Here is a 26,155-nt window from a genome sequence, read left to right on the forward strand (position 1 = left end):
ACCGAGTGGTCACAACCCTACCCATCAAGGTTGCACAAGGAATGGTGGCCTAATGAGCTCCGACGACCGACACAGGTCATCGTGTGCCAAAAGTGCTCAAGATCGCCCTGGGCGAGCTGTACGAGGCCACCTACGCGCTGGACATCCCGACGTGAAAGACCATCGTCATCACGATGGTGTGGTCCGGCACCCTGATCGGTGGCCTTGCTGCCCTGACGGTGAACGAGCGCAAGAACTCGACGCAGGCGTGCTACGAACGCATCTTGGACGCGACGATCACGCTCGTCGCCCTCATCGCCCTGTTCAACCTTTTGGCGACCGTGACCTCACGGGCGCTGGCGTTGAAGACGAAGTGAAGTGGATGAGCATGCGTTTCGCCACGGTCAGGCAAGGTGACACCCTCACCGGCGCACGCGTCGACGAGGACGGCCGGGTCGTCCTGGTCGACGCTGACAACGCGGTCGACGCGTTCCTGCGGTTGGACCAGCTGCGCGACATCGGCCAAGCCGACGCGGCCACCGTCCGTTACGCCTGCGTCTCCCCCGCCCCCGCGCACATCCTGTGCGTGGGGCTGAACTACCGAAGCCACATCGAGCAGCTGGGCCGACCGATCCCGCGGTACCCCACGTTGTTCGCGAAGTTCGCCTCGACCCTGACCGGCCCTCGCGACCGCATTGTGCTGCCTTCCGTCAGCGACCGCGTCGAGGGCGAGGTGGAACTCGCTGTGATCATCGGCAGACCGGTACACCGAGTCACGACCACCGAGGCCATGGCCGCCATCGCCGGGTACACCGTGTCCAATGACCTGTCGTTGCGCGACTGGCAGCACCGTACGAGCGAGGCCCTGCAGGGCAAGGTCTTCGACCGCTCCACTCCCCTGGGCCCGGTGCTGGTGACCCCCGACGAGGTGGACGATGCCCACGACCTGACGCTCTCCTTCACTGTCGATGGAGTGCCCTGGCAACACGGGTCGACCAGCGACCTGCTGTTCTCCCCCGCCGAACTGGTCGCCTACTGCAGCACTTTCCTCACGTTGCGTCCCGGCGACGTCATCCTCACCGGCACTCCGGGAACCACCGCCGACGCGGCCGGCCTCGTTCCAGGACAGACCATGGTCACCTCTATCGAGGGCATCGGCAGCGCCGTCAACGCCACAGCCGCGGACCCGTTTCCCGACACGCGCCCTGCAACGGATTCACCGACAGAGGAGGGAACTCCGCAAGCGGGGTGATCAGTCCGTTGCTCCTGAACGTCGCGCTGCATGGGCTGGAGGAAGCGGCCGGAGACCGTCAGGAACGCAGTGACACACGGCGAACCGGACGAGGCCACCGCGCTGGTGGGGTATGTCGACGACATGGTGGTGCTATGCCATTCCAGGCGGCAGGCCGAACAGGTCAAGGCGATGGTCGCTCTCTGGCTGGCGCCCAGAGGCTTGTCCTTCAACGGGGACAAGACGAGGATCATCCACCTCGATGACGGATTCGACTTTCTGTGATTCACCGCCCGCCAGCACGGCAAGCTGATCCTCAAACCCAGCAAGGCCGCAATCACACGAGTCATACAACGCCTCGCGCGGTAATCCGGGCCCTTGCGCGGCGCGAACGCGGGGATGGTCCTCACCACGATCAACCCGATCACGCGGGGCTGGCGAACTACTGCCGCGGAGTGGCATCCTCCAGGGGCTTCGCGACACTGGGCACCTACATGTGGCGGCTCAATTGCAAGTGGGCATGTCACCGCCATCCGACAAGCCAAAAGCCTGGGTCATCACCCAGGTCATCACCCGACACTTCGGCCGTTATCACAAGGTCAGGCAGGACCGCTGGAGTGTTCGGCGACCGCGACAGCGGCGCTTGTCTTCCCAAGCTCGCCTGGGCCAAGATCGTCCGGCACCGGTTGGTCCGCGGTGAGGCTCCCCGGACGAACCCGCTCACGCCGACTACTGGGTCGACCGGCGACGCAAGCGCACACCCCGCTCGATCGCAGCGTCCTTTCTGCTACTGAAGCAGAAAGGACGCTGCCCGACATGCGGGACATGCTCCTGCACCGCCTGCACGCTGAGGTTCCCGCGATGTCTCAGACATTGGTTGCCTGGCTCTGCGGGATGCGGCCGGCGAGCGGCTCTGGGTCAGCCTACGTAGTCTCGAGCGAAACCTCTGGCGTCAGCCGGGGACTGTCGCCACTTCGCCAGCCGTGCCACCTGGACCCGATACTGGAAATCCCGATCCCCGTTGCTGTGTGCGCACAACAGATCGATCATGCTGTGCGAGAATTCTTGAGCGGCCCAGGTTCGCTGGTTCACCGCGGCGCTGTAGCTGTTGAGCCCGTGGTCGTCGCCGTCCCGGACGGCAGCCAGAATGGCTCGGGCCAGACCGTCGGCGTCGGCGATAGCGAGGTTCATGCCCTTGCCGCCGAACGGGGTGATGACATGAGCCGCGTCGCCCACCAAGAGCATCCGGCCGTGGCGCAGTTCCTCGGTCACCGATGTACGCATGCTGAGCATGCTGGTTTCCAGAATCGGCCCTGGGCTGGGCAAAGAGCCGTCAGCGACGGCGAACCGGCGAGCCAGCTCACTCCAGATCCGCTCGTCATCCCAGTCGGCGAGCTCGTCCTGCGCATCGACCTGGAGGTAGAAGCGACTGGTGTCGCGGGTGCGCAGAGCATGGATCGCGCACCCGTCAGGATGCAGCGCGTACACCATGTCCCTGGTCAGCGGGGAGGTCGCGGACAGGATCGCGAGCAGGTTGGTTGGGTAGTGCTTGGTGACTCCACGCAGGCCTGCGGTGGGTACCGCCCGCCGGCACACGCCGCGGCTGCCGTCGCATCCTGCGACGAATTCCGCCCGCAACGTCCGGATCTTGTTGTCGGTGCCGGAGTAGCTGACCACGGCGTAGTCGCCGGTGAGGTCGGAGATCTCGGTAACGGGGGTCTCGAAGCGAATGTCGCCGCCGTTGTCGAGCAGGCGGGTGATCAGATCGCGGACCAGGAACTGCTGCGGGTAGACGTGATGAACCCGATCACCGGTGAACTGGCCGTAGTCCAAGACGAACCGCTCGCCCGCGAACCGGAACTCGCAGCTGCGATGGACGGTGGCCGACGCCATCAGGCCATCGGCCAGGCCGTGCTCACGCAACGTCTGAAAGGCGCGGTACTCGATCAGCCCGGCCCGGGCCCGCTGCTCCACGTACTCCCGGCTCGCCCGTTCGAACACGACTGTTGACACGCCGGCCTGGTTCAGGATGTTGGCCAGCACCAGGCCGGCCGGGCCAGCTCCTACGATGGCGACGGTCGTGTTCATGCTGCGACACAGAACCCGATCAGGGGGTGGCCGACATGCCCGTGTTCGGATGGCAGGGGGTCAAGCACGATGCGGCACGCAGCAGAGCTGGCCATGAGACGTCCTTAACACTGCGAGACTCAGGATTGGGAATGGACGGTAGCCCACTCTGGACCACGGAATGATGTGGGAACACCGTCCTTGCCCATTCGTGCATGGTTTCTGGTTCTCGTAGACCAGTAAACCTCTTCGAAGCCTGGACGGAGCGAAGCCGGTCAACCGTTTGTCCTATGTGGACAGTCAGGTCGTTCGGGTCACGACCTCGCCGGGCTGTCCATTCGTAGCGGTCACGACCGATCAGCACGGTGCTTTCGGGCTCACGCGGTGAATCCTCCGTCGATGTTCAGGCTGGCGCCGGTGATGTAGGCGGCGTCGGGCCAGCGAGGTGCGCGACCAAGCTGCGCCCTCGGCCGCGGTGCCGTGTCGGTCCGTCGATTCCGCGCGGTGCCAGTTCATGTGCCAGGCCGCGGGTGAGGCTCGACACCGCACACTTGGTCAGGGCGCAGACCAAATGGCCGGGAAACGGTGTGCGGTCGGGCTTGATGCTGCCGATGTTGATGATCCGGCCGCGGTGCCTAGACGCGCAAGCGCCTCGCGGATCGCGATGACCGGCAGTCACGTTCGAGGATGGTGGCGTGTCGACCTGCCACCGTAAGACTGCCTCACAGCCAACAGTGTCTCGGCCATGGACGCGCACGACGAGGGATCCGGGCCCGCACGGGCCAGCTCCACTCGGAAACCCTGCGAGCATCGCTCGCCGTGACGGCGACCGCCACGTTGATCGGCGCCGCTCCGGGATCGTCGGGAAACCCAGGCGGGCTCAACATCTGCTCGGACAGCAACTGCGGAAACAGCCTGGAATTCCCCAACTGCGGTCTCATCCCGGTGAATGACCGCAAACCCTTCTTCCGGGGCTACCGACCGGGTCAACGAGTCGATCAACGTCTACCGCCACTCGGAGTCCTGGTACTGCCGGGCCCAGGGCCAGGGGGAGGACGTCCTGGGCCCGGCAGAGGTCCTCAGGCGATGGGAACCAGGACGACGACGTTGACCTGGGGTTGGTTGGCGGCGCCCCGAACGAAGCCCATCCGCACCTTGCCGTTCACGTCGGCGGTCACCGCGATGTTCCACGCGCCCAAGGCGGTCGGGCCGGCGCCGTTCGTGGTGCCCATGATGTCGAAAATCGCGCAACAAGCGGACGTCGTTGACGTCGACGCCGAAGATCCGCTGGCCGGGACGGCAGTACCAGTCGGGGCGCACAGCCGCAGCTCATACGAGCCATCTGCGGTGAGTCCGGTCAGCAGATCGACTCGGGACCGCAAGGTCCGCGGGGTTGGTGTCCACCATGCCTCCCGTGCCGAAGGAGTCTGGGGCGAAGACGGGCGTCGTCCGCACCTCCGGTGTCCACCTGAACCCGGTCGGCCGCGAGTGCACCAGATGCGGTACCGAGGAGCACGACGGCCGCCGCCGCGAGCGCCCAGAAGTTTCGTGGTTATCCGCATTGGGCAAGAGTGACACCGCACCGACGGAGGAGTCGCCCACAAGAGCATCTCCGGTCATCGAAGTCGGCACGAACGGACGTCGCTCGAGTCCGTGTGCTGACGAAGGTTTTCTCGGTGGACGGAACGAGAAGGGGGAACGCCGGACGGCTGGTGCTCCTGGCAGCCGTAGCCGCAGCGGCCGCGATCCTGAGCGCCGTGGCGAAAGAACTCGCCGAGTTTCTCGGCCAATCCAACGACGTTGTTCGGTCAGGCCAGGAAGACCTGCGGATCGACTCCGACCGTGAACTCCAGAAGCTCGTCCTGGTCGTCGACTAGCGGATCTCCGAAGCTGTTCCGGCGCCGCAACCACGATTGCGCGGCACAGGGACGACCCTCGTCGGCGTGAAGGCGGTGACCATGACGATGTCACCGCACCCTCTGGCGGTCTTCCCTGAGTCTGCCGCACGTGGCTGTGGGACGAGCACGCCACCGTCCCGGTGATCGACGCGCTCGTGGTTACCACCCACATCGCCTGTCCGGCGCGCAGCTGCTCGTGGGCACTGGCCACGCTGGTCCGGACCGGGAACCTCTCGAACGACGGCGCGGTCCTGCGGTATCAAAGATCGAGGCCGATCCTGCGGCCCCAGACAGTGATCTTCGCGGGATCGATGTACCGCGCATGCGCAGGTCAAGCCGCGTCCAGCCCGATGTCGCGACCCGCGAGCTGGCGGTGGAAGGCTCGCTTGAGCTCGGCAAAGCTCTGGCCTGTCTCCTTCAGCGCGAGCAGCAGCTGCTCGGCCACGGGCGCGGAGGACGAACTCGATGTCCTGCTCGGTGTGGTGCACCGTGATCGGGTTGCGGACGCGTCCGCAACGAGCTTGGTGATGACGACCTCGACGCTGTACTTGCCAAGGGGGACGTCCCCGAGAGCGTCCTGGTCCATGTAGAGCAGAAACCGGTCGCCGGGTTGTTCGACCGGTTGTCCTTCGGCGTCCATGAGCATTCCCGACGCGTCGATGTCCACGTGCCCCTTCGGGTCGGTCAGGACCGTGAAGACGGCGCTGGCGGGAGGCGATGAATCGGGAGACCTCGATCCGTTCGGCGTCTTCGCCCGCCAGCGGCGTTTCCGCAGCGGCGGTCAGGACCGCGCGACCGAGGGTGTGCGAGGACATGACGAACCCGAGGAATGCCGGGGTGGCGGTCGGCCGGGACGCCGAGGAACGCGAAGTCGAGGGCGTGCACCACGATGAAGTAGCGGTGCGGGCAGTGCCCGGCCGGTGGAGCGGCACCGGTGAAGCGGGCCGCGCGGGCATCGTTGGGCAGTTGGATAGCGCTCTCGACGGAGACCTCCCCGACCTCGGATGCCGGGACGAACATGGCGAGATACTGGCCATCCAACCGGCCTCGAGGAGAAAGGCAGGCATGAACCATCAACGGACGCACCGTCGTCCGAGGCCCCGGCACTGACCGGGTCGTCGGCCTGGAGACCGTCTACATCGACGTCACCGGCCCCGGCTCCGTCGCCATCGCTTGCGACGAGGTCCTCGCGAGGCACCCCGGTCTCGACGTCCTCGTGACCATGTCGGGCATCATGCCCAGCGAGGACCTCCGCGACCCGGCCTACCTCGCCCAGGCGAAATCACGATCGCCGTCAACCTGCTGGGCACCATTTGCGTGATCGGCGCGTTCACTCCACACCTCGAGCGCGGCGGGGCGACATCATCACGGTCAGTTCCGGCGTCGGCTTCATGCCCTTCCCGCTCATGCCTTCCTACGGGGCCTCGAAAGCAGGCGTCCACTCCTACACCGAATCGCTCCGCGCACAACTCGCCGGCACCGACATCACCGTCACCGAACTCGTCCCACCGGCCGTCGCCAACGCCGGCGCGGAGAAGCTCAACCAACGCGCTGCCCCTCGGCGGCTTCTCGACGAGGTCATCGGGCTCCTCACCCAGACCCCGACCTCGAACGAGATCGTGGCCGAGCGCGCTCGACCACTCCGATGGACCGAACGGGACGGCACCCTACGCCGACCTCCTCGAGCGGCGCTCCCAGTCCCTCAGCACCCGTCTCGGCCGCTGAGAGCCCGGCGCTCGCGTTTCGGCGGGCGCGGCGCGGCTGTCCGCCGACCGGCCGCACTGGTCGGTGCCGGGATCTGGCAGTGCCGATGGCGTCCTCCGTGGCCGCCGCGCTCGGCGGTCTGTCTGGCACCGCTTCCTGGCCTCTCCGTGCCACCTGCATTCGGCGGTCGCGCTGGTTTCCTGCCGCAGGCTCAGTGCTGGATCGGGGCACTCTCCAGTGGCTGGCCTTTGCGAGTCAGCTCTGGCTGTGTCCGTGCGGCAACCAGATCTCCTCGGCGCGGAGGCTGGCCTGTGGGGTGAAGTAGTCGCCGGTCCTGAGGTCCTCCAGCAACGTCGCGTGCCGCGGCGCCCAGCCCAGGAGTGCCTGGGTGTGCTCGCTGGAGACGGGTACGTCGAGAGAGAAGAACCTGGCCAGGAACGGGTTCCCGAGATGCTCGGCGGCCCGTTCGACGGTCAGCGAGGCGGTGGGGATGCCGAGCATCTCTGCGACCTGCTCCGCGATGCTCCTGATCGTGACGGCGCTTTCGCCGACGCCGTGCAGCACGCTGCCGGCGGGAGCTTTCTCCAACGCCAGCCGGAAGAGACTCGCGGCGTCTGCGCGGTGGACGGCGGGCCAACGGTTGGCACCGTCACCGATGTAAGCCGAGACACCTGACCTGCGCGCGGCCGCGATGAACGCCGGAATGAACCCGTAGTCGCCTGGGCCGTGCACGGTCGGTGCGAGTCGCACGACGCTGGCTCGGACCCCCAGATCGGCGAAGCCAAGACAAGCCTGCTCGCCCGCGATGCGGAAGGCGGCGACCGAACCGGGATCCGGCGCGTCCTGCTCGGTGCTGATCCGGCCGACCTTCGCCACCAAGGTGCCCGAGGTGCTGACGAACGGCTTGCCAGACCAGGCCAATGGCCGGCCGAGCGCCTCGATCGCGGCGCAGTCGCGGCGGACGAGGTCATCCGGATCGGCGTAGTCGCCGCCATATGCCATGTGCAGGACACCGTCGGCGGCTTCGGCGCCGCGGCGCAGGCTGTCGAGGTCTTCCAGGCTGCCGCGGAGGGGTGTGGCGCCCAGCGACTCCAGCCGAGCGGCGGCGGCGTCCGAGCGTGCCAAGCCGGTGACGGTGTGACCGGCCGCGACGAGCTCGGCGACGACGGTGGGACCGGTCTGGCCGGTTCCCCCAGTGACGAACACATGCATGAGGACTCTCCTAGCTGACGCGAGCAACTGGTGACAGGTAGCGCCAGTCACTGACCCTACAGGTTGCGCCAGTGACTGACGCAAGGTGGCGCCAGTCACTGACGCAACGCGGTAGACTCGGTTGGTGCCACGGAACGGAGCAGAAGCGCGTCGCCGCCTTCAGCAGGCGGCCTTGGAGCTGTACCAGGAACGGGGGTTCGACCAGACCACGGCGGCGGAGATCGCCGCGCGGGCTGGGGTCAACGAACGCACGTTCTTCAGGCACTTCCCGGACAAGCGCGAGGTGCTCTTCGACGGCGAAGCCGACGTGCGCGCCGCGCTGATGCGGTCGGTAGCCGAAGCGCCCGACGGGCTGGAGCCGTTCGACGTACTGCTGTACGCATTCCGGAAATCCGCGCGGAACCTGGAGAACAACCGCTCGTTCTCCGAACCACGGTGGAAAGTCATCGCCGTGACCCCCGCACTGCGCGAACGCGAGTTGGCCAAGCACGCGTGGCTCACGGAGGCCGCGGCGGAGGCGCTGCGGCAGCGCCGTGTCGGTGACGGGTTGGCCGCCCTGGCTTCCCGGACCGGCTGGGCCACCTTCCAGCACGCGGTCCAAGCATGGATCGACGACCCCGCACAGAGTTTGGACGCGCACCTGCTGCGAGCCTTCGACGATCTACGCGTCCTCTCCGCGGCCACCACCCTGCCCCCGCAGACGGACCCAGAACACTGATACCGCACGATCGCGGTCACCGAACATCGCGACCACACCGCGCCACGAATGCAAGGCCACCGCAGCCTGTGCACGAACATCACCGGGCAGACAGAACGTATTGGTGCGCCCCGCCCCTCAGGACCGTGCGTGCACCTCGTTCGATGCACACGGCCCAAGCAAGCCCTCTTGGGGCGATTCAGGGGTACAGAACTGGTGGTTCCTTGCCGGCGCCGGTTGCCCGGCGCCGACAATTGGAGTGAACGAGACGGGTGACGTCCGGCGTGCCGCGTGTCCTGTGGGCGATGATGTGCGCGGCCTGGCGATCGCCTTTCGGGTGGTGCGGCGGACGGTGTGAGCAGGTGGTGCTTACCCCTACTAGGCCGAGGCTGAACGACCGTTCACGGACGCCCGACAGCAAAGGACATCCGAACTGGCGAAGCTGTTCCCCGGCTTCACACCGACGGAGCCTCGGGCCGAACACCACCTGGGCCGCAGCCGACCCCACTTCAGGGCTGCTGAGCGGACGCCGTGGGATCTCAGCCACGCGAGCTGGACAACAAGGGGCCCTGGCCGTTCCGGTTGAAGCCGATCAGGCGGTCATGCGGGATGACGGCGGTGCCAAGCACTCGCGTCACGCCTCGGCAAGCGGTACCCCTGCCCGCCGAGTGCGTCTGCTTCGGCGATCCAGCGTCCGTTGTAAGGACCGGTGCGCAAAGTCAGGCCCGGCCCGGCGAAATCCACTGTGGACGTCTCGGCGTCGAGCCAGGTATGCGGGACCGCGGCCGTCCGGGCCGAACGCGCTTTCGGGCACTGGGTGCCGAAGATCGTGGCCGACAGGTCGTCGTGACCGGCACAGGACTTGGTGAATGCGGCGAGCATGTCATCTAGCCAAACCGTGCGGTCACGAACGACATTGGGATTCCATTTGGTCAATACAAGGGAATGTTCCGCCATGCGGAACATTCCCTTGTATCTCAGATCAATAGATCCCTAACCTCGCTCGCGACCGCGCACTCACCACTGAATTTGCCTGGTCGCCCCAATGGCTTGCGATCCGAGCTGACAATGGAGACGCCATGTACAGCACAAGTTCCGCCACGAGCGCTTGGCTGAACGATGGCATCAATCGCGATTTCGCGTACACCCGGCGGCTCGCGATTGTGGGACGCGGTCGAGTCGGGTTCGCGCTGACCCGCGCCTTGCGCCAAGCAGGTGTCGACGTCGGCGAGCCTCTCGGCCGCGACCCGGATGTGGGTGACGCGGAGGTTGTGCTGCTCTGCGTACCGGACGGTGCCGTGGCAGCCGCCGCGGCCCGCCTGCCGCGTGACCTGGTCGTCGGTCACTGCTCGGGTGCGATGGCGCTGGACGTCCTGTCTCCGCACGAGGGATTCTCCTTGCACCCTCTGATGACCATCACGCACCTAGCCCCCGCCCCGCTCGCCGGATGCGTTGCCGCTGTCGACGGCACGAGTGCCCGTTCCCTCGCGATCGCCCGGGATTTGGCCACCCGCTTGGACATGAGGCCGATCGCGGTACCGGAACGCGACCGTGCCACCTACCACGCGGCCGCGTCGGTGGCGGCCAACTTCACCGTCACCGTCCTGGGACTCGCCGAGGACCTGGCGAAGACCGCAGGCCTGGATCGTGACGCGTACCTGCCGCTGGTCGAAGCGGCAGTGCGCAACTGGGCACGAACCGGGGCAGCCGACTCGCTGACCGGCCCTGTCGCCCGCGGCGACGAGATCACCGTCCAACGCCAGCGTGACGCGGTTCAGGCGCGCTGCCCAGGAGCCGCGGAGCTGTTCGACGCACTTGTGTCAGCGACGAAAACCCTTGCCGCAAACAAACGATGAGATGAGAGATCCATGCGAATCGCGCGTACGATCAGCGAGGTCCGTTCTCTGGTACGGGCGGCTCGAGCCCAAGGACAGCGGGTGGGATTCGTTCCCACCATGGGCGCCTTCCACGCCGGGCACGAGTCCCTGATGAACGCCGCCAGACGTGAGTGCGACCACGTCGTCGTCTCGATCTTCGTCAACCCGACGCAGTTCACCGACAACACCGAGTTCGGCCGCTATCCCCGGGACGAGGAGCAGGACGCGCGGATCGCTGAACGGCAGGGCGCGGACGTGCTGTTCGCCCCGGAGGTGCCCGAGATCTACCCGTCCCGGTTCGCCACTACGGTCAGCGTGGCCGGAGAGCTGGTGGAGATGTTGCGCCGCACCGGGTTGACCAAGGACGGCCAGCTGACCGGTATGTGCACCATCATCACCAAGCTCCTGAACATCGTGCAGCCCGACGTTGTCTACTTCGGTGAGAAGGATCTGCCGCACTGGGTCGCGGTGGAGCGCATGGCACGCGATCTGAACCTGCCCCAGCAGATCAAGGTCCTGCCCACCGTGCGGGAGCCGGACGGCCTGGCCATGTCCAGCCGCAACGTGCACCTCGGCGAGAACCGGAAGAAAGCCGTTGTGCTGCACCAGGTGCTCAGCGCGGTCGCCTCGAACCTGAAGGCCGGCGAGACCGACGCCGCGGCGTTGCGCGCACGTGCACTGTCCACGATGGACTTCAACGTGCCGGACGGCGGCGTGACGCTGGAGTACTTCGAGATCCTCGACCGCGACACGCTCGAGCCGGTCACCGCGGTGCGCGCTCCGGTGATCCTCGCCATCGGTGCCAGGGTCGGGGACGTCTCTCTGCTGGACATCCTCCGCCCGGAACTGCCCGAGTCGATTCGACCGGCCGACCCCATGGCGGCGCTGGCCGCCGGACCACGGCAATCACGCGAGTCGGCACTGACTCCCCAACCCAGCAACTGATCAATCCAGAGACGTTGCCGCACGCTTGACCCGAACCACTCACCAGGGAGCACAGCATGTCCACATATCCGCTACTGGCGCCGCGCGGTGCGACTTCAGCGGATCGTAAACCCGTCACCGTCAGCAAACTGGCGCAGATGCGGCATGACAGACAGCCGATCGTGATGGTCACCGCCTACGACTATCCGAGCGCCCAGATCGTGGACGCCGCCGGCGTCGACGTGGTCCTGGTCGGCGACTCCGGCGCGATGACCGTACTGGGATATCCCTCGACCGTTCCTGTATCCCTCGACGAGATGCTCATGCTGACCAAGGCGGTCCGGCGAGGCCTTACCACGCCGTTGATGGTCGGCGACCTGCCCTTCGGCTCCTACGAGGTCTCCGACGAGCAGGCCGTGCAGACGGCAATGCGCTTCGTCAAGGAAGGCGGCTGCGACGTCGTCAAGCTGGAAGGCGGAGGTCAGTCAGCAGAGCGGGCCCGTGCGATCGTCCGCGCTGGGATACCGGTGATGGGACACGTCGGACTGACCCCGCAGACGGCGACCGCGCTGGGCGGGTTCCGCGCTCAGGGGGTAACGGCGGAGAGTGCGCGAGAGGTGCTGGCCGACGCGCTGCGCCTGCAGGACGCGGGCTGCTTCGCCATCGTCTTCGAAGCGGTACCGGCCGAGGTCACCGACGTGATCCTGCGTCAGCTGCACATCCCGGTCATCGGGATCGGCGCGGGCCCCGGCACCGACGGCCAGGTTCTGGTCTACCACGACCTGCTGGGCATTTTCGACGGCTTCAAACCCAAGTTCGCCAAGCGATGGGGTGAGCTGCGCAAGACGATGATCGAGGCGACGAGCCACTACGTCAACGAGGTCCGCGTGCGTGCGTTCCCCGGGCCGGAGCACTGCTACGGCATCAAGCCCGCGGAGTTCGAGCGGTTCACAGCCGGTGTCCACATCGCCGAACCGGTGTAGTGCCACGTGCCGGTGTCGGCTAACAGCCCAGCCGACACCGGCACGTCCTGCAGGTTCATCGGAGATCGGCACGCCCTTCCAGCCAGTTGAGCAGCGCCCGGAACCGGCCCGCGCGAAGGGGTCAACCGGACCTCATCACCACCCGAGAAGCCGGGGTCGGCATCGCCATGCTCTACCGGCACTTCCCCACCCGCGAATCCCTGGTCGACGCCGTCTACCAGGACCAGGTCTCCCGGCTCATCACCGGCCCCGTCAGCTACTGGGCCGCCTCGACCCGCCCACAGCACTGCGGCGCTGGGTGGACCTGTTCGGAAACAGGATCGCCACCAAGAACGGCGTGCTCGACACGCTGCTCACGATGGTCGAATCGGGGAAATCGCCCATACCTACACCCGACCGAGCTGCTCGCCGCCATCGGGGCCATCCTCGAAGCCGACCACACGAGCGGGCAACTCCGCGCCGACGTCCCCGCCGAAGACCATCGCGGCTACCATCATCGGCATCTTCACCGTGGCCGGTTCACCGGAGCACGAATCAATGGCGAACCGCCTGCTGAAACCGCTGATGGACGGACTCCGACCGTGCGTCACCCAGCTTGACGGCGAGGCGTAGATCGCCGGCATAGGCCTCGGGCTGTTCCCAGGCCGCGAAGTGGCCGCCGGCCGGGTGTTCCACGTACTCGCGGACGTTCAGGAATTCCGCGGCGTAGCTCCGGGGCTCCGGTTTGGTGTCGCGAGCGAAGATCGACAGCACGGTCGGCGTGCCGATCCGGTCGGGCAGCACGGCTGGTTCGGCGTAGGTGGCGAAGGACGTGCCGATCGCGCCGGTGACCCAGTAGGCGGTGATCCAGGTGAGCAGCTCGTCCGGACTGAAGGCCGCTTCGTCCGACCAGGACTCCAGTTTTTCGGCGAGCCATGCGGCCAAGCCGAAGGGCGAGTCGCCGAGGGCGACGGCGAGCGTGTTCGGCCGCGTCGACTGCTCCGCGATGTAGCCGCCTTCGGTCCGAAACCATTGTGCCGCCTGGGTCAGGTAGGCCGCCGCGTCGGGGGCGAGTTTCGCGGGATCCGCCGAGAATGCGTGTTGCGGGGCGATGTTCGTGAGGTGCAGGGCAGCGACCCGGTCCGGGTGTTCGGCGGCGAGGACCTCCGCGACGGCGCCGCCCACATCCCCGCCCGACAGGATGTAGCGCGGGTAACCGAGCTCGTCGAGGGCGTCCGCGACGATTCTGGCGATCCGGTTGACCGACATGCCGGCCATCGGCACCTCGGCCGCGAACGGGAAGCCCGGCAACGCCGGGACCACCACGTTGAGGTCCGGCAGCAGCGGCAGAACGCGCTCGTACCGCAGCACCGAGTCCGGCCAGCCGTGCAGGAGCACCACAACCGGCGCGCCGGGGTCGGCAGAACGCTGGTGGATGAGCCGCAGGGCAGCATCCGGCGCCCCCACCGTCGTCCAGGGGTACTCGCTGATGCGACGCTCGTGCACGTCCCAGTCGTACCTGTTCACCCAGTGGTCGAGCAGTGCGTCGAGGCGGCCGGCGGTGATGCCGCGCGTCCCGTCGTCACTCCACGGGGTGGTGATCCGTCGCGTCCGGTGGAGTCTTTCCCGCATGTCGAAGTCCATGTGTATCAGCGTACACATGGAGTGTATGGTCGTACACATGACTTCGCGTGACGCCGCAGCGACCAAGCAGCGAATCCTCGATCAGGCTCGGGGGCAGTTCGCCCAGCATGGGTACACGGCGGTCACGGTCAAAGGCATCGCCGACGCAGCCGGCGTGTCACCCAACCTCATCACGCGCTATTTCGGGGGCAAGGACGGCCTTTTCCTCGCGGCGACCCAGGTGGCGATCCCGGTCTCGGACTCCTTCGACGGGGAGCGTTCCGCACTGGGGTCGCGGCTCGCCGCGAGCATCGTCCAGCGCTGGTTCGGCACCCATGGGGACGACCCGCTGCTTGTGCTGCAACGCGCCTCCGGCGAGCGCCCGGAGGCCGCGGAGGCCTTGGCCGCTTTCCTCGACGAGAACTCGCTGGAGCCGCTGCACCGCTATCTGCGCGAAAGTGGCATTGACGACGCGGAGGCACGCAGCAGAGCCGCCGCAATCGACGCCTTCGTCCTCGGCGTCTCCACCCGTCGGCGGATTCTGCGTTGGCAACTCGGAGACGCCGCAGAACTGCACACCTGGCTGAGCACCACCATCCAACGCCTCGCCGACGGGTGACAGCAGGGCCGCCGCGGCGACGTGTCTGCGGCGACCACGATGGCGTGCGGATCGGTCCTCCCCCGGCCTGCTGGCCCGCTACCTCAGCCAGAGCCGCGCCGAAGGCGACCGCCCCGTCACGCCAGCCGCCTGCTGCTCACCAACCCTGAGAATCTGCGCGCGAAAGACACGACTTTGCTGGAAAAGATCGCCGCAGCCTGTCCGGAGATGACCGCACTCGCCAGTCTGGTACGCGGCTTCGCCGCACGCTGAAACCGGCCGCTGGCAACGACGTGAAACTCACCGAGTGGTTCCGGGCGGCACGCGCTGTCGCCACACCTGCGCAGTCTCACCAACGGCCTCGAAATCGACCGGTCCGCCGTGGACGCCGCCCTCACCTGCTCTAAAACAACGGCCGCACCGAAGGCATCAACACACAAACCAAGAGGATCATGAAGCAGTTGCGCGGACGCGCGGGATTCGATCTTCTCCGCCACCGTATCCTTCTGCCCCGACAGCTACTCCACGTCACCACCGACCACGGCCAGAGCCACTCGTATTTGACACACCCCAGGCGGCGGCTTGGAAGAGGGCGAGGACCCAGCCGACGCTGCGCGCCGCGAGGTGGCAGAGGAAACCGGACTCGTCCTTGCGTCGCTGGGGCGCAAGCTGTGGATCCGAGAGTCCCGCTTCCACGACAAGGGGCGCGACCACCATCGCGTCGACCACGTCTTCCTCGGCCGCATCATGGACACCGCTCCCGAGTCGCGCTCGAGCCCACCGAGAACGAGAAGGCGGGACTGATCGAACTGCGGTGGTGGTCAGCGGCTGAGCTGCACCAGACCGCCGCGGAGCTCCTTTCTGCCAGGCTCCCCGGCTTGGTCGGGAACTCCTGGCAGGACCCCTGAGCACCACGCCGCTCAACCTGTCGGATTGACTACTCGATCACTCCGGCTGTGATCTGGGACCAAGCGCTTCCGCGGAAAGCCAGGCGGGCCTTCGTCGGGCGCCTTGGAGTTGAGGTTCCTCCGGTAGCTCGGTGACGGTCGTGAAGCTCGTCTCGCAGCTTCGGGGCCGAGCCATCCTCCGGGTCCTCGGTATCGCCTCCTGCACCTGCAGCCGCCCGCAGGTGCACGCCACGCCGCGACACCGCGAGACCTGGGTGTCACGCAACCGGATCGAGCCGCTGACACACGGCCACGAACCGCAAGGCGCGCTCCCGCGAAGGAGGTGGCGAACACCGGTTCACCCGGCGCGACCCACGAGCAGCACCGCCACTGGATCCGGCCAGCCGGGACCTCACCGCCCCGGCGCCGGACCGGCAGCGGGCCGCCGATGCCACCCCCAACCCCACCTGCGAGGACGTGTTCTGACCGGCCGCGGCCTGCGACGCGTTCTCCAACCACATCGCAGGCCGCAAGACCAGCGACCGCTGCCACACCAGCCTCGTGCCCGGCGCGCCGCAGTACGGTACCCGGTCCCGTGAGGCCCGTGACAGGCAGCTGATCCACCACAGCCACCAAGGCTCGGCCCGCACCTCGATCCGCCTCGCGCAACGCCGCACGGACAACGCAACCCTGCCGTCAACAGGCTCGCCCGGCGACCCTCACAACGCGTCGACGGACAACTCCTACTCCACACCGAAGACCGAACCCGTGACACACCCGCGACGAGGCCGAGAACACGATCTCCCGGCTATGTCGACGGCTGACACAACATCCAGCACATCCACAGAGAGCCCAGCTGGCTCAGCCCGACGAGTACAAAAGCCGGCCCGGCACACCCACCAACTCAAGCCACCTAATCATCCCGGCATCCCCCACCAGAGCCAGGCACCCCGAGACATCGCGGGAACCTCAGAGTCGCGAACGCCGACCTGATCAGCGCGGAACCTGATCTCGACACACGAACTTTTCGTCGGCTGGCTGTAGGAGGATTTGAAACCAAGCGCGATCTTCTCCTGCGCGCTCCACAGGTCCAGGTACCTCTTGACGATCTTCGGCTCGTCGCGGGCGTGTCGGTGAGCATGGTGGGAACCCTGCCTCCGGCGGCGTATGTCGGCAGAGATCCGTGGTCGCCGATGAAGGCGTCGACCGCGGCTGGTGGCGACTTGAGGGACCGCCATCCCAGCCCAGAGGATCGGCTTCTGCCGCGCACAGAGATACCGTTCGCCCCGTCCACGAACCAAGTCTCAAGGCAAGCAGGCCGCCGGCAACTCGAACCAGCGCAGCGCGTCGAAGCTGTCGGCCACGCACGCGGCGTCACGGTCGACGTTCGCTGCGGTGCTGAAGATCCGGTCGGCCTCGTCGAGGTGTCCGGTCAGGCCCCGCGCATGGTCGGGCGAAGGAAGTTCGTCGAAACGAAGATCGGCCAGCCGCACCCCAGGTTCCACGGCACGGTGATGCCGCCACCGGCCGGTCGTCGGATCGAACCGGTAGTCGCCGAGCAGGGTCCAGCCCATGGTCGCCACGCGGTGCACCGCCTCGATCACGTAGTCCACCACCTCGTCGGACATCGTGTAGTTGAAGCTCACCCGCACCCAGCCTGGCCGGACGCCGGCCCGGCCCTCGCTGACGATCTCGTCCATCAGACGCTTCGACTCGTCCTCGTCGATGCCGAGCAGTCGGTGCCCGTACGGGCTCGCGCAGGAGCAACCGCCCCTGACCTGGACGCCGAAGAGGTCGTTGAGCAGGGTGGCCACGTAGTTGTAGTGCAACTGCCTGCCGCCGGGAGCTCGCACCTGCACAGAGACGATTGCGACCCGCTCGGCGTGCACGTTCCCGAGGATCTTCAGGCACGGGTTGGCCGACCACGAAGCGAGTGCCCGCTGGACGAACGCCTGCTCGCGCTGCCTGATCAGTTCGGCACCGACCGCCCGTTGCAGGCGGAACACCAGCCCTGCCCTGATGGACTCGACGATGGCAGGCGTACCGCCTTCCTCGCGGTGGGCGACATCTTCGATGTAGTGGTGGTCAGTGGTGCTGACGAAGTCGACGGTGCCGCCGCCTGGGACACTGGGAACCCGGTTGGTCAGCAGCGAACGCCGTGCCACCAGGATCCCCGGCGTACCGGGGCCGCCGACGAACTTGTGCGGCGAGATGAACATCGCGTCCAGGTAAGAGTTTTCGTCGCGCATCTTGATGCCGCCGTGTGGTGCCGCAGCGGCGCAGTCCCAGAACGCGAGCGCGCCGTGCGCGTGCAGCAGGTCCGAGATTTCGTTCGTGTTGCTGAGGATGCCGGTGACGTTCGACGCGGCGGAGAACGAGCCGATCTTGAGCGGCCGGTTGGCATACTTCAGCAGCGCTTTGGCAAGAGTGGCGGTGCAGATGTGGCCGTCGGTGTCCTCGGGAATGACCACGACGTCACAAATGGACTCGCGCCAAGGAAGTTCGTTGGAGTGATGCTCGAACGGGCCGATGAACACCACCGGCCGCTCGTGCGCGTGAATCACGCCGGCCTGCTGGTCAGGGGCGCGCAACCCGAGCACGTCGACCATCTTGCTGATGGCCCCGGTTGCGCCGGACCCCGTGAAGATCACCACAGTGCCGTCGTCGCCGCCGACGGCGTCGCGGATGATCTGCCGCGCTTCCTCGCGCAACGCCGTGATTTGCGCGGCGGTGGCCGACGACTCGTTGTGGGTGTTGGCGTACCAGGGCAGCACGGTGTCGCGAATGAAGTCTTCGATGAACGTCACCGCACGGCCGGACGCGGTGTAGTCGGCGTACGTCAGCTGTCGTGGCCCGTAGGGTCCGATCATCGACAGACTCTCGCCGATGATCGATTTCCTCACGTGACGGACAAGGTTGCTGTCCTGCATCACATGATTGTGAGTGCCGACTGGGGGCAAACGATACGGTTCAAAAGGGTAGGATAACAGGCTTGAAGGGGCAGACCCAGGCGCGTAGCTGATCATGGTTGCCCGCCGGAGGGCGGCCGTTCATGGTGGTGTTGCGGCATGAAGTCGCCGCGCTGCTCCAGGTAACGCCGCGTGCCTGAGCCGGGCCGCCCGCTGATCCACGTGTGCTCAGACAGGTGGCGATGCAGAGGACCACCCCGTTGCGCAGATCGATTGGCACGGACGGGCATGCGGGAGCCGGAGTGGTGTGTCGGCGGGCTCTCGCGGTTCCACGGCGACGCGACGTGAAGTCAGACGGGGCTCTCACGCGCCGATTCAGCCGGAAGCTCAGTACCAGGATGATGTGCGGGCAGGACGATGAACCGTCACGGATTTGAGACCGCTTCCGTTCTTGAGGAAGATGGTCGTCCTCATGTCGAAGCGTTACCCGCCCGAGGTTCGTGAGAAGGCGCCGTGCGCCTGGCCCTTGAGCGACTCGATGAGTACGAGTCTCCGCATGCCGCCGTCAGGGTGATCGGCCAGACGGTCGACGTGCACTACGAGACGTTGCGGGTGTGGATCAAGAAGGCCCTCGCAGAGGGCTGCCGATGGCGGTCGATCACCTTGCCCTGCGTCGCGACCTCGATTGTCTGCAGCGCGGGATGTCAGACCGATGTCGCCCGGTATCGCAGGAACCACTCGGCTGCGGCGCGTAGCGGGTGTCCAAGGGGCCAACCGGATACCAGGCTTTCTCCCACTCCAGGGAGACCCAACCCGGCCGGCCGCGCAGCAGTTCGCAGCACTCGGCCAGCGGCAACGCGCCTGTTCCCGGCACCACCGGGTCAGATCGTGCACGCCGGCCACGTCCTTGATCTGGAAGAAGCCGAGCACGGCGCGAGTCTGCAGGGGCTGTTCCCAGTGCCGCCACGGGTGCAACGCGTCCCACAGCACGGCGACCAGGTCCGGTTCGCCGAGCGGCTCCACCAGCTGCACCGCCTGAGCACCCGTCGGGTGAGAGTCGTGCGTCTCGATCAGCAGCTGCACGCCACTGGCGCGCAAGTCGTCCAATACGGCCTCGACGCGAGGGAGGGCGTCTTGTTCACCTCCGGAGAAGACCCGCACCGCAGGGGCGCAGAGGCGGTAGGCAAGGCCGATCAACGCGCGAAGCTCGATGATCACCTGTTCGTCCGGATCAGAACCGCACACCTTCACGTAGCCGGCCAGGAACGCCACCTCGAGCCCGGAATCCTCAACAGTCGACCGTGCTCGCGCGAGCTTCCCGCCTGCTAGTCCGATGTGGACCTCCTCGTCCGGGTGAACACGGATCTCCAAACCGTGGCAGCCGTGCTCGGCCGCGTTGCGCGCGGACTCCTGCAAGGCGCGCCAGGCATGCCAAGGGTGCTGACGGCGAGCCTCACGGTTCCTCACCCCAACGATGCGTGACACCGACGGGATCGAAGGTGATTCGGGTGATCGTGTTGTCCTCCCACCGAACTTCGATGGTGTCGGCCGTGGCCCCGTTGACAGTGACCGGAGCCGGTCCTTCGGTGAGTGCGGCCACCGCGGCGAACAACGCCGTGCCACGTACAGAGGCGGAGAGCCTGGGCACACGGGCCCAAGGCGTGAAGGCTGTGCCGTGCGGCGCCTCGACCTCGTCCCGTTGTTCCCACCCGTGCAAGGGGTGCAGACCGGATGGTTCTGATGAGGCCCAGCCGGTCTGCTCCACAGTCGAGCCGTACGGCGCGCCCAGCACCCGGTGCACTCGCAGCTCCCACACCCCCTTGGCCACGGTGACACTCTCCACCCGCAACGCTGGGACCATCACAGGAACCGTCGCGAACACCGGCCGATGCCACGACGCGGCCCATCCACAGCTGCCCGTTCGCCCGGCGCCCAACGGGTGTATGCGCCGCCGAACACTGCGTTGTCCCGCCACCACAACGCAGAAGTGGTTGTCGGCGATGTCTCCGCGTGCGGTCGGCCCGGTCTCGGTCGAGTACGCGAAACGACCGTAATGCGGGTCGTCGCCGGCGGCCGACTCGGCCTCATCCGGTCCGACGTGGTCGCTGCCGTGGTTGTGCAGGCGGACAGTACCTCCGGTCCGCTGCACCAGCAGCCCTGGGCCGGGCAACGCCAGCACCCGGTCCTCGTCCAGCACGGACTCCGAGTCAGTCCAGAGCGGGTGATGTGGTGGAGCCAGCAGGCAGACAAAGGCTTTCGATGCCCAATAAGGCGATGCGGGTCCGGAGTACGGTTGGAGCGTCGCCGCGTGCGAACCGTGCCAGCCGAGGCTGAGCAGCCCGTTCGGCCCGATCGCCCCGCGGTCGAGGAAGTACCGGACCGTCGCGCCGATCAACGCGCGAGACTGACCATGAGACAGCGGCGTATGTCCGGTGACGGCCCCGAGTGCGACAGCCGAAGCGGCGGCGAACCGATAGGTCAGCGACCGTCCGAAGTGGATCGGCGCGCCGTCCGCTCCGAACATCTCCGCAAGACTCTCCAGGTGCGCGCACAGCCGCCCGCCGTGTGGGCTGTCTTTGCCTGCGAGATAGGAGTCGAGCACGGGGTACAGGTGGAGCGCCCACCCGTTGTAGTGGTCGAACGCACGCCCGTCGCCGTCGGAGTACCAGCCGTCGCCGCAGTACCAGGTCTCCAGCAGTTCCATCGCCCGCTCCCGTGCACGGGCCGTTTCCGCGTCACCCCGGCCGACTGACTCCAGGAACCCGGCCACGGTGAACGGGAACAGGTACCAGTTGTTGGGCGCGGGGACGTGTCGCAGCGCGCCACGCAACCACTCCTCCACCCGGTCCTGCACGAGCGAGTCCAGCCCGTCCCACAGCCACCGCCTGGTGACTCGCAGGCCCAACGCCACGGAGGCCGATTCCACCATCGGCTGTCCCTGGGCTCCCACATCCCCGATGACCGGCCACGATTCCGCGTCGTCTCGCCCAGGTGCAGCCGTACCGGCTTCCAGACCGGACGCATATCTGTCGATCCACCCCAACGGGTCAGAGCCGTCCGAGACCCGGAATGCCGCCGCGAGGAACGTGCGTGCATAGCCCTCCAAGCCGTCACAGCGTGCACCGTTGTGCGACGGTCGTCCTGGCAGGTTCAACAGTGCCCCGCAGGGGGTCGCCCACCGCCACGCAGCGGTCAGCAGACGGTCCGCGAGGGCCTTCCACTCGGCGCGGATCACGCGATCCTGCCCAGGTCGACGGGCAGCACGGCGTGCGCGAAACCGGCTCCTCCGATCCACCGCCGCAACTCGGCCAGGGCGGTCTCGGCCAGGCGCGCCCACTCGTTGCCCTGCGAACCGGCGAGGTGCGGAGTGATCACCACGTTGTCACAGTCCCACAACGGATGTCCGGGCGGGAGGACCTCGGGATCCGTCACGTCCAAGACGGCAGCAACCCCGCTCGACGCCAGCGCTTCCTGGTCGACCAGGGCTCCGCGGGCGGTGTTGATCAGCGTGGCGCCCGGTCGCATGAGGTCCAGCAGCTCCCGGCTCACGAGACCGCGCGTGGCCGGCAGCAACGGCGTGTGCACGCTGACGACGTCGCTGCGTGCGAACAGGTCCTTTAGACCGACGTGCTCGACGCCGAGCGCTGCCGCCTCCGCAGCCGACACGAACGGGTCGTACAACAGCACGTGGAAGTCGAAGGGACGCAACAGCTCGATCACCCGGCGACCGATCATCGAAGCCGACAACACGCCTATGGTCCGGCCAAAGTTGCCCACGTCGCGTGGGAACCGTTCGCCGGGATCACGGGTGGCTCGGAAGTCCCGTGCGCGTTCCAGCACGCGTTTGCCGGACAGCAGGATCATGGCGAGCGTGTACTCGGCGACAGGCAGTGCGTTGGCCACCGCGGCTGAAGACACCTCGATACCCCGCGCCCAGCACTCCGCGGTGACGTGACCGCGCACTGAGCCCGCCGTGTGCACGATCGCACGCAGGCTGGGCGCGGTGTCCAGCACGGCCGCGTCCAGTGGTGGGCAGTCCCAGCCGGTGATCAGCACGTCCACGTCCGCCAGGCCGTGGGCGAAGTCGTGCCGCACCGGCAACAACAGATCACACACTTCACCGAACGCCGCGATTGCCGAGGGCGTCAGCACCGCCTTTGCCGCCTCGGCCGACATCGCGAAACCCGCGCGCATTCTCACCGCATCCCTTCCGCTAACGTCCGTCCCGCCACGCGCAACCACGTACCGGGTTCCGCGAGCGCCAGTGCCGGGTCGCCGGCCATCTCCACCAGTGAGACGCACTGCCGTACTCCCGCAGGGAGTTCGCAGGCCCGTTCGCCCACCACCAGCGCCACGTCGCACTCCTGGGCGGAGGCCACGACGTTGCCGACGACCTTGCCGGTCCAGCTCTGCTCGTCGAGCCTGCCCTCGCCGGTGATCACCAGGTCGGCCCACCGCAACGCCGACTCCAGTCCGACCAGATCGGCGACGAACCGCGAACCGGACTCGGCTGTCGCACCCCAGCCCTGGACGAGCCCGAACGTGGTCCCGCCCGCCGCTCCCGCACCTGCGGCGTCCGGATCACCGCCGAGCACCGAAGCCCACCGCCGGAGCCCGTCCTCCAGCACCAGGATCTCACCCAGTCCAGCCCCCTTCTGCGGACCGAACCGATGCGCCGCACCGGTCGGCCCGAGCAGCGGTGTCGACACGTCGGCGAGACACACCACGCCACCTGAGGGCGGACTGATCAGCTCGGTGAGGTCCGCTCGCGCCATGTGCCGCAGTGCCGCGCCGCCTCGCGGAAGCACCGAGCCGTCCTCAGTGAACAGTCGAGCGCCGAGTGCCGCGAGCGCGCCGCTCCCGCCGTCCGTGCTGGCCGATCCGCCGAGTGCCGCGACGATCCTGGTCACGCCGGGATGCCCGGCTGCGGACCGCAGGAGCTGACCGAACCCGAACGTGCTCGCGCCCAGTGGATCCGGTGCGGGCAACAAGGGCAGCCCGCACGCGACGGCGAGCTCCACGACGGCCGTTCCTCCCGCCAGCAACGACCAGCACGCCGTCCGAGGCCTGCCGATCGCGTCGATCACCTGCACGGGCACGCGGCGGGCCTGCGGGAGCACGTCCACCGTGCCCTCCCCACCATCGGCCAGAGGCAGGCACCAGATCTCGTCGCACGGACTGGCGAGACGCCAGCCCTCGGCCAGCCGATTCGCCGCTGCCACGGCGTCGATGGTGCCCTTGAACGAGTCCGGCGCGATGAGAACGCGCATGGTCAGGCCACTCCGTACACGTCGAGCAGGGTGCTCATCCGATGTGCGGCCAGTTCCGGGTCTGGCAGCAGACCGCATCCGTCTGCCAGCACGAACGTCTCAACCAGATGCGGCAGGCTGCGCCCGCTCTGCCGACCGCCGACCATGGAGAAGCCCGGCTGCAGACCAGAAAGCCAGGCGACGAACGCGATGCCGGTCTTGTAGTGGTAGGTCGGCGAGCCGAAGATGTGGCGCGCCAACGGCAACGTCGGTGCGAACGCGGCGTCGTACGCGACTTCGTCGTCCGAGTCCAGCGCTCGCAACGCCGTCGAGGCGGCGGGCGCGATCGCCGCGAAGACGCCGAGCAGGGCGTCGCTGCCGCTTTTGATCAGCGAGGGGTAGTGGTAGTCATCGCCGGTGTACAGGCGTACGCCGGCGGGAAGCTTGGCCCGCAACGTCGTCTCGTGCTCGGCGTCGAGCAGTGAGACCTTGACGCCGTCCACGTGCGCGGCGTGGTCGTGCACCAGGCCGAGAAAAGCCTCGGTGGCTGCGGCGAAATCGTCCGAACCCCAGTAGCCGGTGAGGGCAGGGTCGAACATCGGCCCCAGCCAGTGCAGGATCACCGGCGCCGTGGCCTGTGGCAGCAGCCGGTCGTACACGTAGCGGTAGTCGGCAGGTCCGGCGGCCGCGGCGGCGAGCTGCCTGCTCGCCATCACGATCACCTGTGCACCTGCTTCCTGCACGACGTCGAGCTGGTCGCTGTAGGCGGCGAGCACCTCGTCCAGATCCGCGGCCACCTCGACGTGGTCGGTACCGGCACCAGCCGCGATGCGGCCGCCGTGGACTCGGGCCTCGGCGGCACTGCGCCTGATGAACTCACGGGCGACGGCCCAGTCCAGGCCCATCCCGCGTTGGGCGGTGTCCATCGCCTCGGCTACGCCGAACCCGTAGGACCACAGATGCCGGCGAAACGCCAGTGTGTGCTCCCACTCGACCACGGCGGGCGCTCCCGGACGGTTGTCGCCGAGCGGGTCTGCCACGACGTGCGCTGCGGCGAAGGCGACCCGCGAGGTGAACGGTTCGGCAGGCTTCGTCCAGGCGACGGGCTCGCGCAACACGTGCTTGCCGGTACCGGGAAGCACAACCGTGGCGCTCATCGAGGCAGCTCGACGCACTGGTTCGTGCGGGACGACTCGAGCCCTGCCTGGGCGAGCTGGACCCCGCGGACACCGGCCATGAAGTCGTAGGGGTGCGGGGCGTCCTCGACGACGTGCCGGACGAACTGCTCCCATTGGGCCTTGAACCCGTTGTCGAACTCCGCGTTGTCCGGCACTTCCTGCCACTGGTCGCGATACGACTGCGTCTCACGCAGGTCCGGGTTCCACACCGGTTTCGGGGTGGCCTCGCGCGGCTGGATCACGCACTTGTGCAGTCCCGCGACGGCACTGCCGTGCGTGCCGTCCACTTGGAACTCCACTAACTCGTCGCGGTGCACCCGAACGCACCAGGAGGAGTTGAGCTGCGCGACCACGCCACCGTCCAGCTCGAAGATCGCGTACACCGCGTCGTCCGCCGTGGCGGCATAGCGTGCCCCCGCCTCGTCGACCCGGTCAGGGATGTGCGTGGCGGTCTTGGCGATCACCGACCGGACCTGACCGAACAGGTTCTCCAGCACGTAGTTCCAGTGGCAGAACATGTCCACGGTGATGCCGCCGCCGTCCTCGGCGCGGTAGTTCCAGCTGGGGCGTTGCGCGGTCTGCCAGCCGCCTTCGAACACCCAGTAGCCGAACTCGCCGCGCACGCTCAGGATTCGTCCGAAGAAGCCGCTGTCCACCAGCCGCTTGAGCTTGAGCAGTCCCGGCAGGTACAGCTTGTCGTGCACGACACCGTTCTTCACGCCCGCCTCAGCCGCGCGACGGGCCAGGTCCAGCGCACCCTCGACCGACTCCGAGACCGGCTTCTCCGTGTAGATGTGCCTGCCCGCGTCGATGGCCTGCACGATCGACTTCTCCCGCACGGCCGTCAGCTGCGCATCGAAGTACAGCAGGAACGCGTCATCGCTCAGCGCGGCGTCCAGATCCGTGGTCCACCTGGTGAGACCATGCCGTCTGGCGAGCTCCGCGAGTTTCGCCTCGCTCCGGCCGACCAGGAGCGGTTCCAGCTGGACCCTCGTGCCGTCGGAAAGCTCCACGCCACCCTGTGCGCCGATCGCGAGCACCGACCGCACCAGGTGCTGGCGGTAGCCCATCCGTCCTGTGACGCCGTTCATCACGACACCGAGCGTTCTCATCGAGCCTCCTCGGAAAGCGCTTTCCGGCGAACTGTACAACGCTTGGAG

At 67.4% G+C, this 26,155-nt stretch carries 27 protein-coding genes and 1 pseudogene; 12 read left to right on the forward strand and 16 right to left on the reverse strand.

What is annotated here, in order from left to right:
- Window positions 1–173: 173 nt before the first annotated feature.
- Genes IEZ09_RS19695 through IEZ09_RS19705 form a run of 3 tightly spaced genes read left to right on the forward strand, consistent with a single transcriptional unit; the run spans window position 174 to window position 1,495 of the window.
- Window positions 174–356, forward strand: a complete 183-nt coding sequence (locus IEZ09_RS19695; RefSeq protein WP_189255192.1) for a hypothetical protein — start codon at window positions 174–176, stop codon at window positions 354–356.
- Window positions 357–361: 5 nt separating this feature from the next.
- On the forward strand, window positions 362–1,231 hold the full coding sequence (locus IEZ09_RS19700) for a fumarylacetoacetate hydrolase family protein (protein WP_229812730.1): 870 nt from the start codon (window positions 362–364) through the stop codon (window positions 1,229–1,231).
- 30 nt (window positions 1,232–1,261) lie between these two features.
- Window positions 1,262–1,495 (forward strand): reverse transcriptase domain-containing protein, encoded by a 234-nt coding sequence (locus tag IEZ09_RS19705; RefSeq protein ID WP_189255193.1) that lies wholly within the window; start codon window positions 1,262–1,264, stop codon window positions 1,493–1,495.
- Window positions 1,496–2,128: 633 nt separating this feature from the next.
- On the opposite strand, the gene IEZ09_RS19710 is transcribed toward IEZ09_RS19705, so the two are convergent.
- The 3 genes from IEZ09_RS19710 to IEZ09_RS19715 form a co-directional block, all read right to left on the reverse strand.
- Complete coding sequence (locus IEZ09_RS19710; RefSeq protein ID WP_189255194.1) at window positions 2,129–3,298, reverse strand: 4-hydroxybenzoate 3-monooxygenase; 1,170 nt, start codon at window positions 3,296–3,298, stop codon at window positions 2,129–2,131.
- 382 nt (window positions 3,299–3,680) lie between these two features.
- Window positions 3,681–4,088: an SDR family NAD(P)-dependent oxidoreductase gene (locus tag IEZ09_RS47900; RefSeq protein ID WP_368856151.1), complete on the reverse strand. Its 408-nt coding sequence runs from the start codon at window positions 4,086–4,088 to the stop codon at window positions 3,681–3,683.
- A 268-nt stretch (window positions 4,089–4,356) separates the two neighbouring features.
- Window positions 4,357–4,509 carry a hypothetical protein gene (locus IEZ09_RS19715; protein WP_189255195.1) on the reverse strand — a complete coding sequence of 51 codons (153 nt, stop codon included), beginning with the start codon at window positions 4,507–4,509 and terminating at the stop codon, window positions 4,357–4,359.
- A 444-nt stretch (window positions 4,510–4,953) separates the two neighbouring features.
- Between IEZ09_RS19715 and IEZ09_RS19720 the strand changes: the two genes are divergently transcribed.
- Window positions 4,954–5,154 carry a hypothetical protein gene (locus tag IEZ09_RS19720; RefSeq protein ID WP_189255196.1) on the forward strand — a complete coding sequence of 67 codons (201 nt, stop codon included), beginning with the start codon at window positions 4,954–4,956 and terminating at the stop codon, window positions 5,152–5,154.
- Window positions 5,155–5,506: 352 nt separating this feature from the next.
- On the opposite strand, the gene IEZ09_RS46550 is transcribed toward IEZ09_RS19720, so the two are convergent.
- Complete coding sequence (locus IEZ09_RS46550) at window positions 5,507–5,842, reverse strand: hypothetical protein (protein ID WP_229812731.1); 336 nt, start codon at window positions 5,840–5,842, stop codon at window positions 5,507–5,509.
- Between the two features lie 17 nt (window positions 5,843–5,859).
- Window positions 5,860–6,249: a YbhB/YbcL family Raf kinase inhibitor-like protein gene (locus tag IEZ09_RS46555; RefSeq protein WP_308202414.1), complete on the reverse strand. Its 390-nt coding sequence runs from the start codon at window positions 6,247–6,249 to the stop codon at window positions 5,860–5,862.
- A 239-nt stretch (window positions 6,250–6,488) separates the two neighbouring features.
- Here IEZ09_RS46555 and IEZ09_RS47905 point away from each other — a divergent pair, with 239 nt between their 5' ends.
- Complete coding sequence (locus IEZ09_RS47905) at window positions 6,489–7,199, forward strand: SDR family NAD(P)-dependent oxidoreductase (RefSeq protein WP_368856152.1); 711 nt, start codon at window positions 6,489–6,491, stop codon at window positions 7,197–7,199.
- Here the strand turns inward: IEZ09_RS47905 and IEZ09_RS19735 are convergent.
- Window positions 7,135–8,091, reverse strand: coding sequence for an SDR family oxidoreductase (locus tag IEZ09_RS19735; RefSeq protein ID WP_189255197.1), 957 nt, complete (start codon window positions 8,089–8,091; stop codon window positions 7,135–7,137). The genes IEZ09_RS47905 and IEZ09_RS19735 overlap by 65 nt on opposite strands.
- 124 nt (window positions 8,092–8,215) lie before the next feature.
- Here IEZ09_RS19735 and IEZ09_RS19740 point away from each other — a divergent pair, with 124 nt between their 5' ends.
- Window positions 8,216–8,809 carry a TetR family transcriptional regulator gene (locus IEZ09_RS19740; RefSeq protein WP_189255198.1) on the forward strand — a complete coding sequence of 198 codons (594 nt, stop codon included), beginning with the start codon at window positions 8,216–8,218 and terminating at the stop codon, window positions 8,807–8,809.
- A gap of 579 nt (window positions 8,810–9,388) precedes the next feature.
- Here the strand turns inward: IEZ09_RS19740 and IEZ09_RS19745 are convergent.
- Window positions 9,389–9,745, reverse strand: a complete 357-nt coding sequence (locus IEZ09_RS19745) for a hypothetical protein (protein ID WP_189255199.1) — start codon at window positions 9,743–9,745, stop codon at window positions 9,389–9,391.
- A 206-nt stretch (window positions 9,746–9,951) separates the two neighbouring features.
- On the opposite strand from IEZ09_RS19745, the gene IEZ09_RS19750 reads away from it, so the two are divergent.
- From IEZ09_RS19750 to panB, 3 genes are read left to right on the forward strand one after another with little or no spacing between them, the layout of a single operon-like run.
- Window positions 9,952–10,644 (forward strand): DUF2520 domain-containing protein, encoded by a 693-nt coding sequence (locus IEZ09_RS19750; protein WP_229812733.1) that lies wholly within the window; start codon window positions 9,952–9,954, stop codon window positions 10,642–10,644.
- Window positions 10,645–10,656: 12 nt separating this feature from the next.
- Complete coding sequence (gene panC / locus IEZ09_RS19755) at window positions 10,657–11,610, forward strand: pantoate--beta-alanine ligase (RefSeq protein ID WP_189255201.1); 954 nt, start codon at window positions 10,657–10,659, stop codon at window positions 11,608–11,610.
- Between the two features lie 56 nt (window positions 11,611–11,666).
- A complete protein-coding gene (panB, locus tag IEZ09_RS19760) occupies window positions 11,667–12,572 on the forward strand; it encodes a 3-methyl-2-oxobutanoate hydroxymethyltransferase (protein ID WP_189255202.1) in 906 nt (301 codons plus the stop codon).
- Window positions 12,573–13,106: 534 nt separating this feature from the next.
- Here the strand turns inward: panB and IEZ09_RS19770 are convergent.
- The gene (locus IEZ09_RS19770) at window positions 13,107–14,195 is read right to left on the reverse strand and encodes an epoxide hydrolase family protein (RefSeq protein ID WP_189255203.1); all 1,089 of its coding nucleotides are present in this window, start codon (window positions 14,193–14,195) and stop codon (window positions 13,107–13,109) included.
- Between the two features lie 37 nt (window positions 14,196–14,232).
- On the opposite strand from IEZ09_RS19770, the gene IEZ09_RS19775 reads away from it, so the two are divergent.
- From IEZ09_RS19775 to IEZ09_RS46565, 3 genes and pseudogenes are all read left to right on the forward strand, one after another.
- Window positions 14,233–14,793, forward strand: coding sequence for a TetR/AcrR family transcriptional regulator (locus IEZ09_RS19775; RefSeq protein ID WP_189255204.1), 561 nt, complete (start codon window positions 14,233–14,235; stop codon window positions 14,791–14,793).
- Window positions 14,794–14,851: 58 nt separating this feature from the next.
- Window positions 14,852–15,281: pseudogene (locus IEZ09_RS46560) on the forward strand (transposase); the annotation flags it as partial.
- A 115-nt stretch (window positions 15,282–15,396) separates the two neighbouring features.
- Window positions 15,397–15,576 (forward strand): NUDIX hydrolase, encoded by a 180-nt coding sequence (locus IEZ09_RS46565; protein ID WP_229812735.1) that lies wholly within the window; start codon window positions 15,397–15,399, stop codon window positions 15,574–15,576.
- Between the two features lie 1,000 nt (window positions 15,577–16,576).
- Here IEZ09_RS46565 and IEZ09_RS47910 read toward each other — a convergent pair.
- From IEZ09_RS47910 to IEZ09_RS19820, 8 genes are all read right to left on the reverse strand, one after another.
- Entirely contained in the window at window positions 16,577–16,897 is a 321-nt protein-coding gene (locus IEZ09_RS47910; RefSeq protein ID WP_189255205.1) for a DUF397 domain-containing protein, read from the reverse strand.
- Window positions 16,898–16,963: 66 nt separating this feature from the next.
- On the reverse strand, window positions 16,964–18,685 hold the full coding sequence (locus IEZ09_RS19790; RefSeq protein ID WP_229812736.1) for an aminotransferase class V-fold PLP-dependent enzyme: 1,722 nt from the start codon (window positions 18,683–18,685) through the stop codon (window positions 16,964–16,966).
- 366 nt (window positions 18,686–19,051) lie between these two features.
- Entirely contained in the window at window positions 19,052–20,053 is a 1,002-nt protein-coding gene (locus tag IEZ09_RS19795) for a sugar phosphate isomerase/epimerase family protein (RefSeq protein WP_229812737.1), read from the reverse strand.
- The gene (locus tag IEZ09_RS19800; RefSeq protein WP_189255206.1) at window positions 20,022–21,803 is read right to left on the reverse strand and encodes a DUF2264 domain-containing protein; all 1,782 of its coding nucleotides are present in this window, start codon (window positions 21,801–21,803) and stop codon (window positions 20,022–20,024) included. The genes IEZ09_RS19795 and IEZ09_RS19800 overlap by 32 nt, the downstream gene beginning before the upstream one ends.
- Window positions 21,800–22,762, reverse strand: coding sequence for a hydroxyacid dehydrogenase (locus IEZ09_RS19805; RefSeq protein WP_189255207.1), 963 nt, complete (start codon window positions 22,760–22,762; stop codon window positions 21,800–21,802). Before IEZ09_RS19805 ends, IEZ09_RS19800 begins: the two co-directional genes overlap by 4 nt.
- Window positions 22,763–22,764: 2 nt before the next feature.
- Complete coding sequence (locus IEZ09_RS19810) at window positions 22,765–23,838, reverse strand: glycerate kinase (protein ID WP_189255208.1); 1,074 nt, start codon at window positions 23,836–23,838, stop codon at window positions 22,765–22,767.
- Window positions 23,839–23,840: 2 nt separating this feature from the next.
- A complete protein-coding gene (locus tag IEZ09_RS19815) occupies window positions 23,841–24,974 on the reverse strand; it encodes a dihydrodipicolinate synthase family protein (protein WP_189255209.1) in 1,134 nt (377 codons plus the stop codon).
- Window positions 24,971–26,107 (reverse strand): Gfo/Idh/MocA family protein, encoded by a 1,137-nt coding sequence (locus tag IEZ09_RS19820; RefSeq protein WP_189255210.1) that lies wholly within the window; start codon window positions 26,105–26,107, stop codon window positions 24,971–24,973. Before IEZ09_RS19820 ends, IEZ09_RS19815 begins: the two co-directional genes overlap by 4 nt.
- Window positions 26,108–26,155: the final 48 nt, after the last annotated feature.

Source organism: Lentzea flava, from assembly GCF_014648475.1.
Classification (GTDB): Bacteria; Actinomycetota; Actinomycetes; order Mycobacteriales; family Pseudonocardiaceae; genus Lentzea; species Lentzea flava.

Bases quoted from the DNA above. Each gene is read 5' to 3' on its own strand.
- IEZ09_RS19775 (WP_189255204.1), top strand. From the start codon at position 14,233: ATGACTTCGCGTGACGCCGCAGCGACCAAGCAGCGAATCCTCGATCAG.
- IEZ09_RS19705 (WP_189255193.1), top strand. From the start codon at position 1,262: ATGGGCTGGAGGAAGCGGCCGGAGACCGTCAGGAACGCAGTGACACAC.
- IEZ09_RS46555 (WP_308202414.1), bottom strand. From the start codon at position 6,249: ATGGTTCATGCCTGCCTTTCTCCTCGAGGCCGGTTGGATGGCCAGTAT.
- IEZ09_RS19735 (WP_189255197.1), bottom strand. From the start codon at position 8,091: ATGCATGTGTTCGTCACTGGGGGAACCGGCCAGACCGGTCCCACCGTC.
- IEZ09_RS47910 (WP_189255205.1), bottom strand. From the start codon at position 16,897: ATGGCGGTCCCTCAAGTCGCCACCAGCCGCGGTCGACGCCTTCATCGG.
- IEZ09_RS19745 (WP_189255199.1), bottom strand. From the start codon at position 9,745: ATGGCGGAACATTCCCTTGTATTGACCAAATGGAATCCCAATGTCGTT.
- IEZ09_RS19790 (WP_229812736.1), bottom strand. From the start codon at position 18,685: ATGATCAGCTACGCGCCTGGGTCTGCCCCTTCAAGCCTGTTATCCTAC.
- IEZ09_RS19805 (WP_189255207.1), bottom strand. From the start codon at position 22,762: ATGCGCGCGGGTTTCGCGATGTCGGCCGAGGCGGCAAAGGCGGTGCTG.
- panB (WP_189255202.1), top strand. From the start codon at position 11,667: ATGTCCACATATCCGCTACTGGCGCCGCGCGGTGCGACTTCAGCGGAT.
- IEZ09_RS19715 (WP_189255195.1), bottom strand. From the start codon at position 4,509: ATGGGCACCACGAACGGCGCCGGCCCGACCGCCTTGGGCGCGTGGAAC.
- IEZ09_RS19815 (WP_189255209.1), bottom strand. From the start codon at position 24,974: ATGAGCGCCACGGTTGTGCTTCCCGGTACCGGCAAGCACGTGTTGCGC.
- panC (WP_189255201.1), top strand. From the start codon at position 10,657: ATGCGAATCGCGCGTACGATCAGCGAGGTCCGTTCTCTGGTACGGGCG.
- IEZ09_RS47900 (WP_368856151.1), bottom strand. From the start codon at position 4,088: ATGCTCGCAGGGTTTCCGAGTGGAGCTGGCCCGTGCGGGCCCGGATCC.
- IEZ09_RS19770 (WP_189255203.1), bottom strand. From the start codon at position 14,195: ATGGACTTCGACATGCGGGAAAGACTCCACCGGACGCGACGGATCACC.
- IEZ09_RS19700 (WP_229812730.1), top strand. From the start codon at position 362: ATGAGCATGCGTTTCGCCACGGTCAGGCAAGGTGACACCCTCACCGGC.
- IEZ09_RS19695 (WP_189255192.1), top strand. From the start codon at position 174: ATGGTGTGGTCCGGCACCCTGATCGGTGGCCTTGCTGCCCTGACGGTG.
- IEZ09_RS19820 (WP_189255210.1), bottom strand. From the start codon at position 26,107: ATGAGAACGCTCGGTGTCGTGATGAACGGCGTCACAGGACGGATGGGC.
- IEZ09_RS19810 (WP_189255208.1), bottom strand. From the start codon at position 23,838: ATGCGCGTTCTCATCGCGCCGGACTCGTTCAAGGGCACCATCGACGCC.
- IEZ09_RS19710 (WP_189255194.1), bottom strand. From the start codon at position 3,298: ATGAACACGACCGTCGCCATCGTAGGAGCTGGCCCGGCCGGCCTGGTG.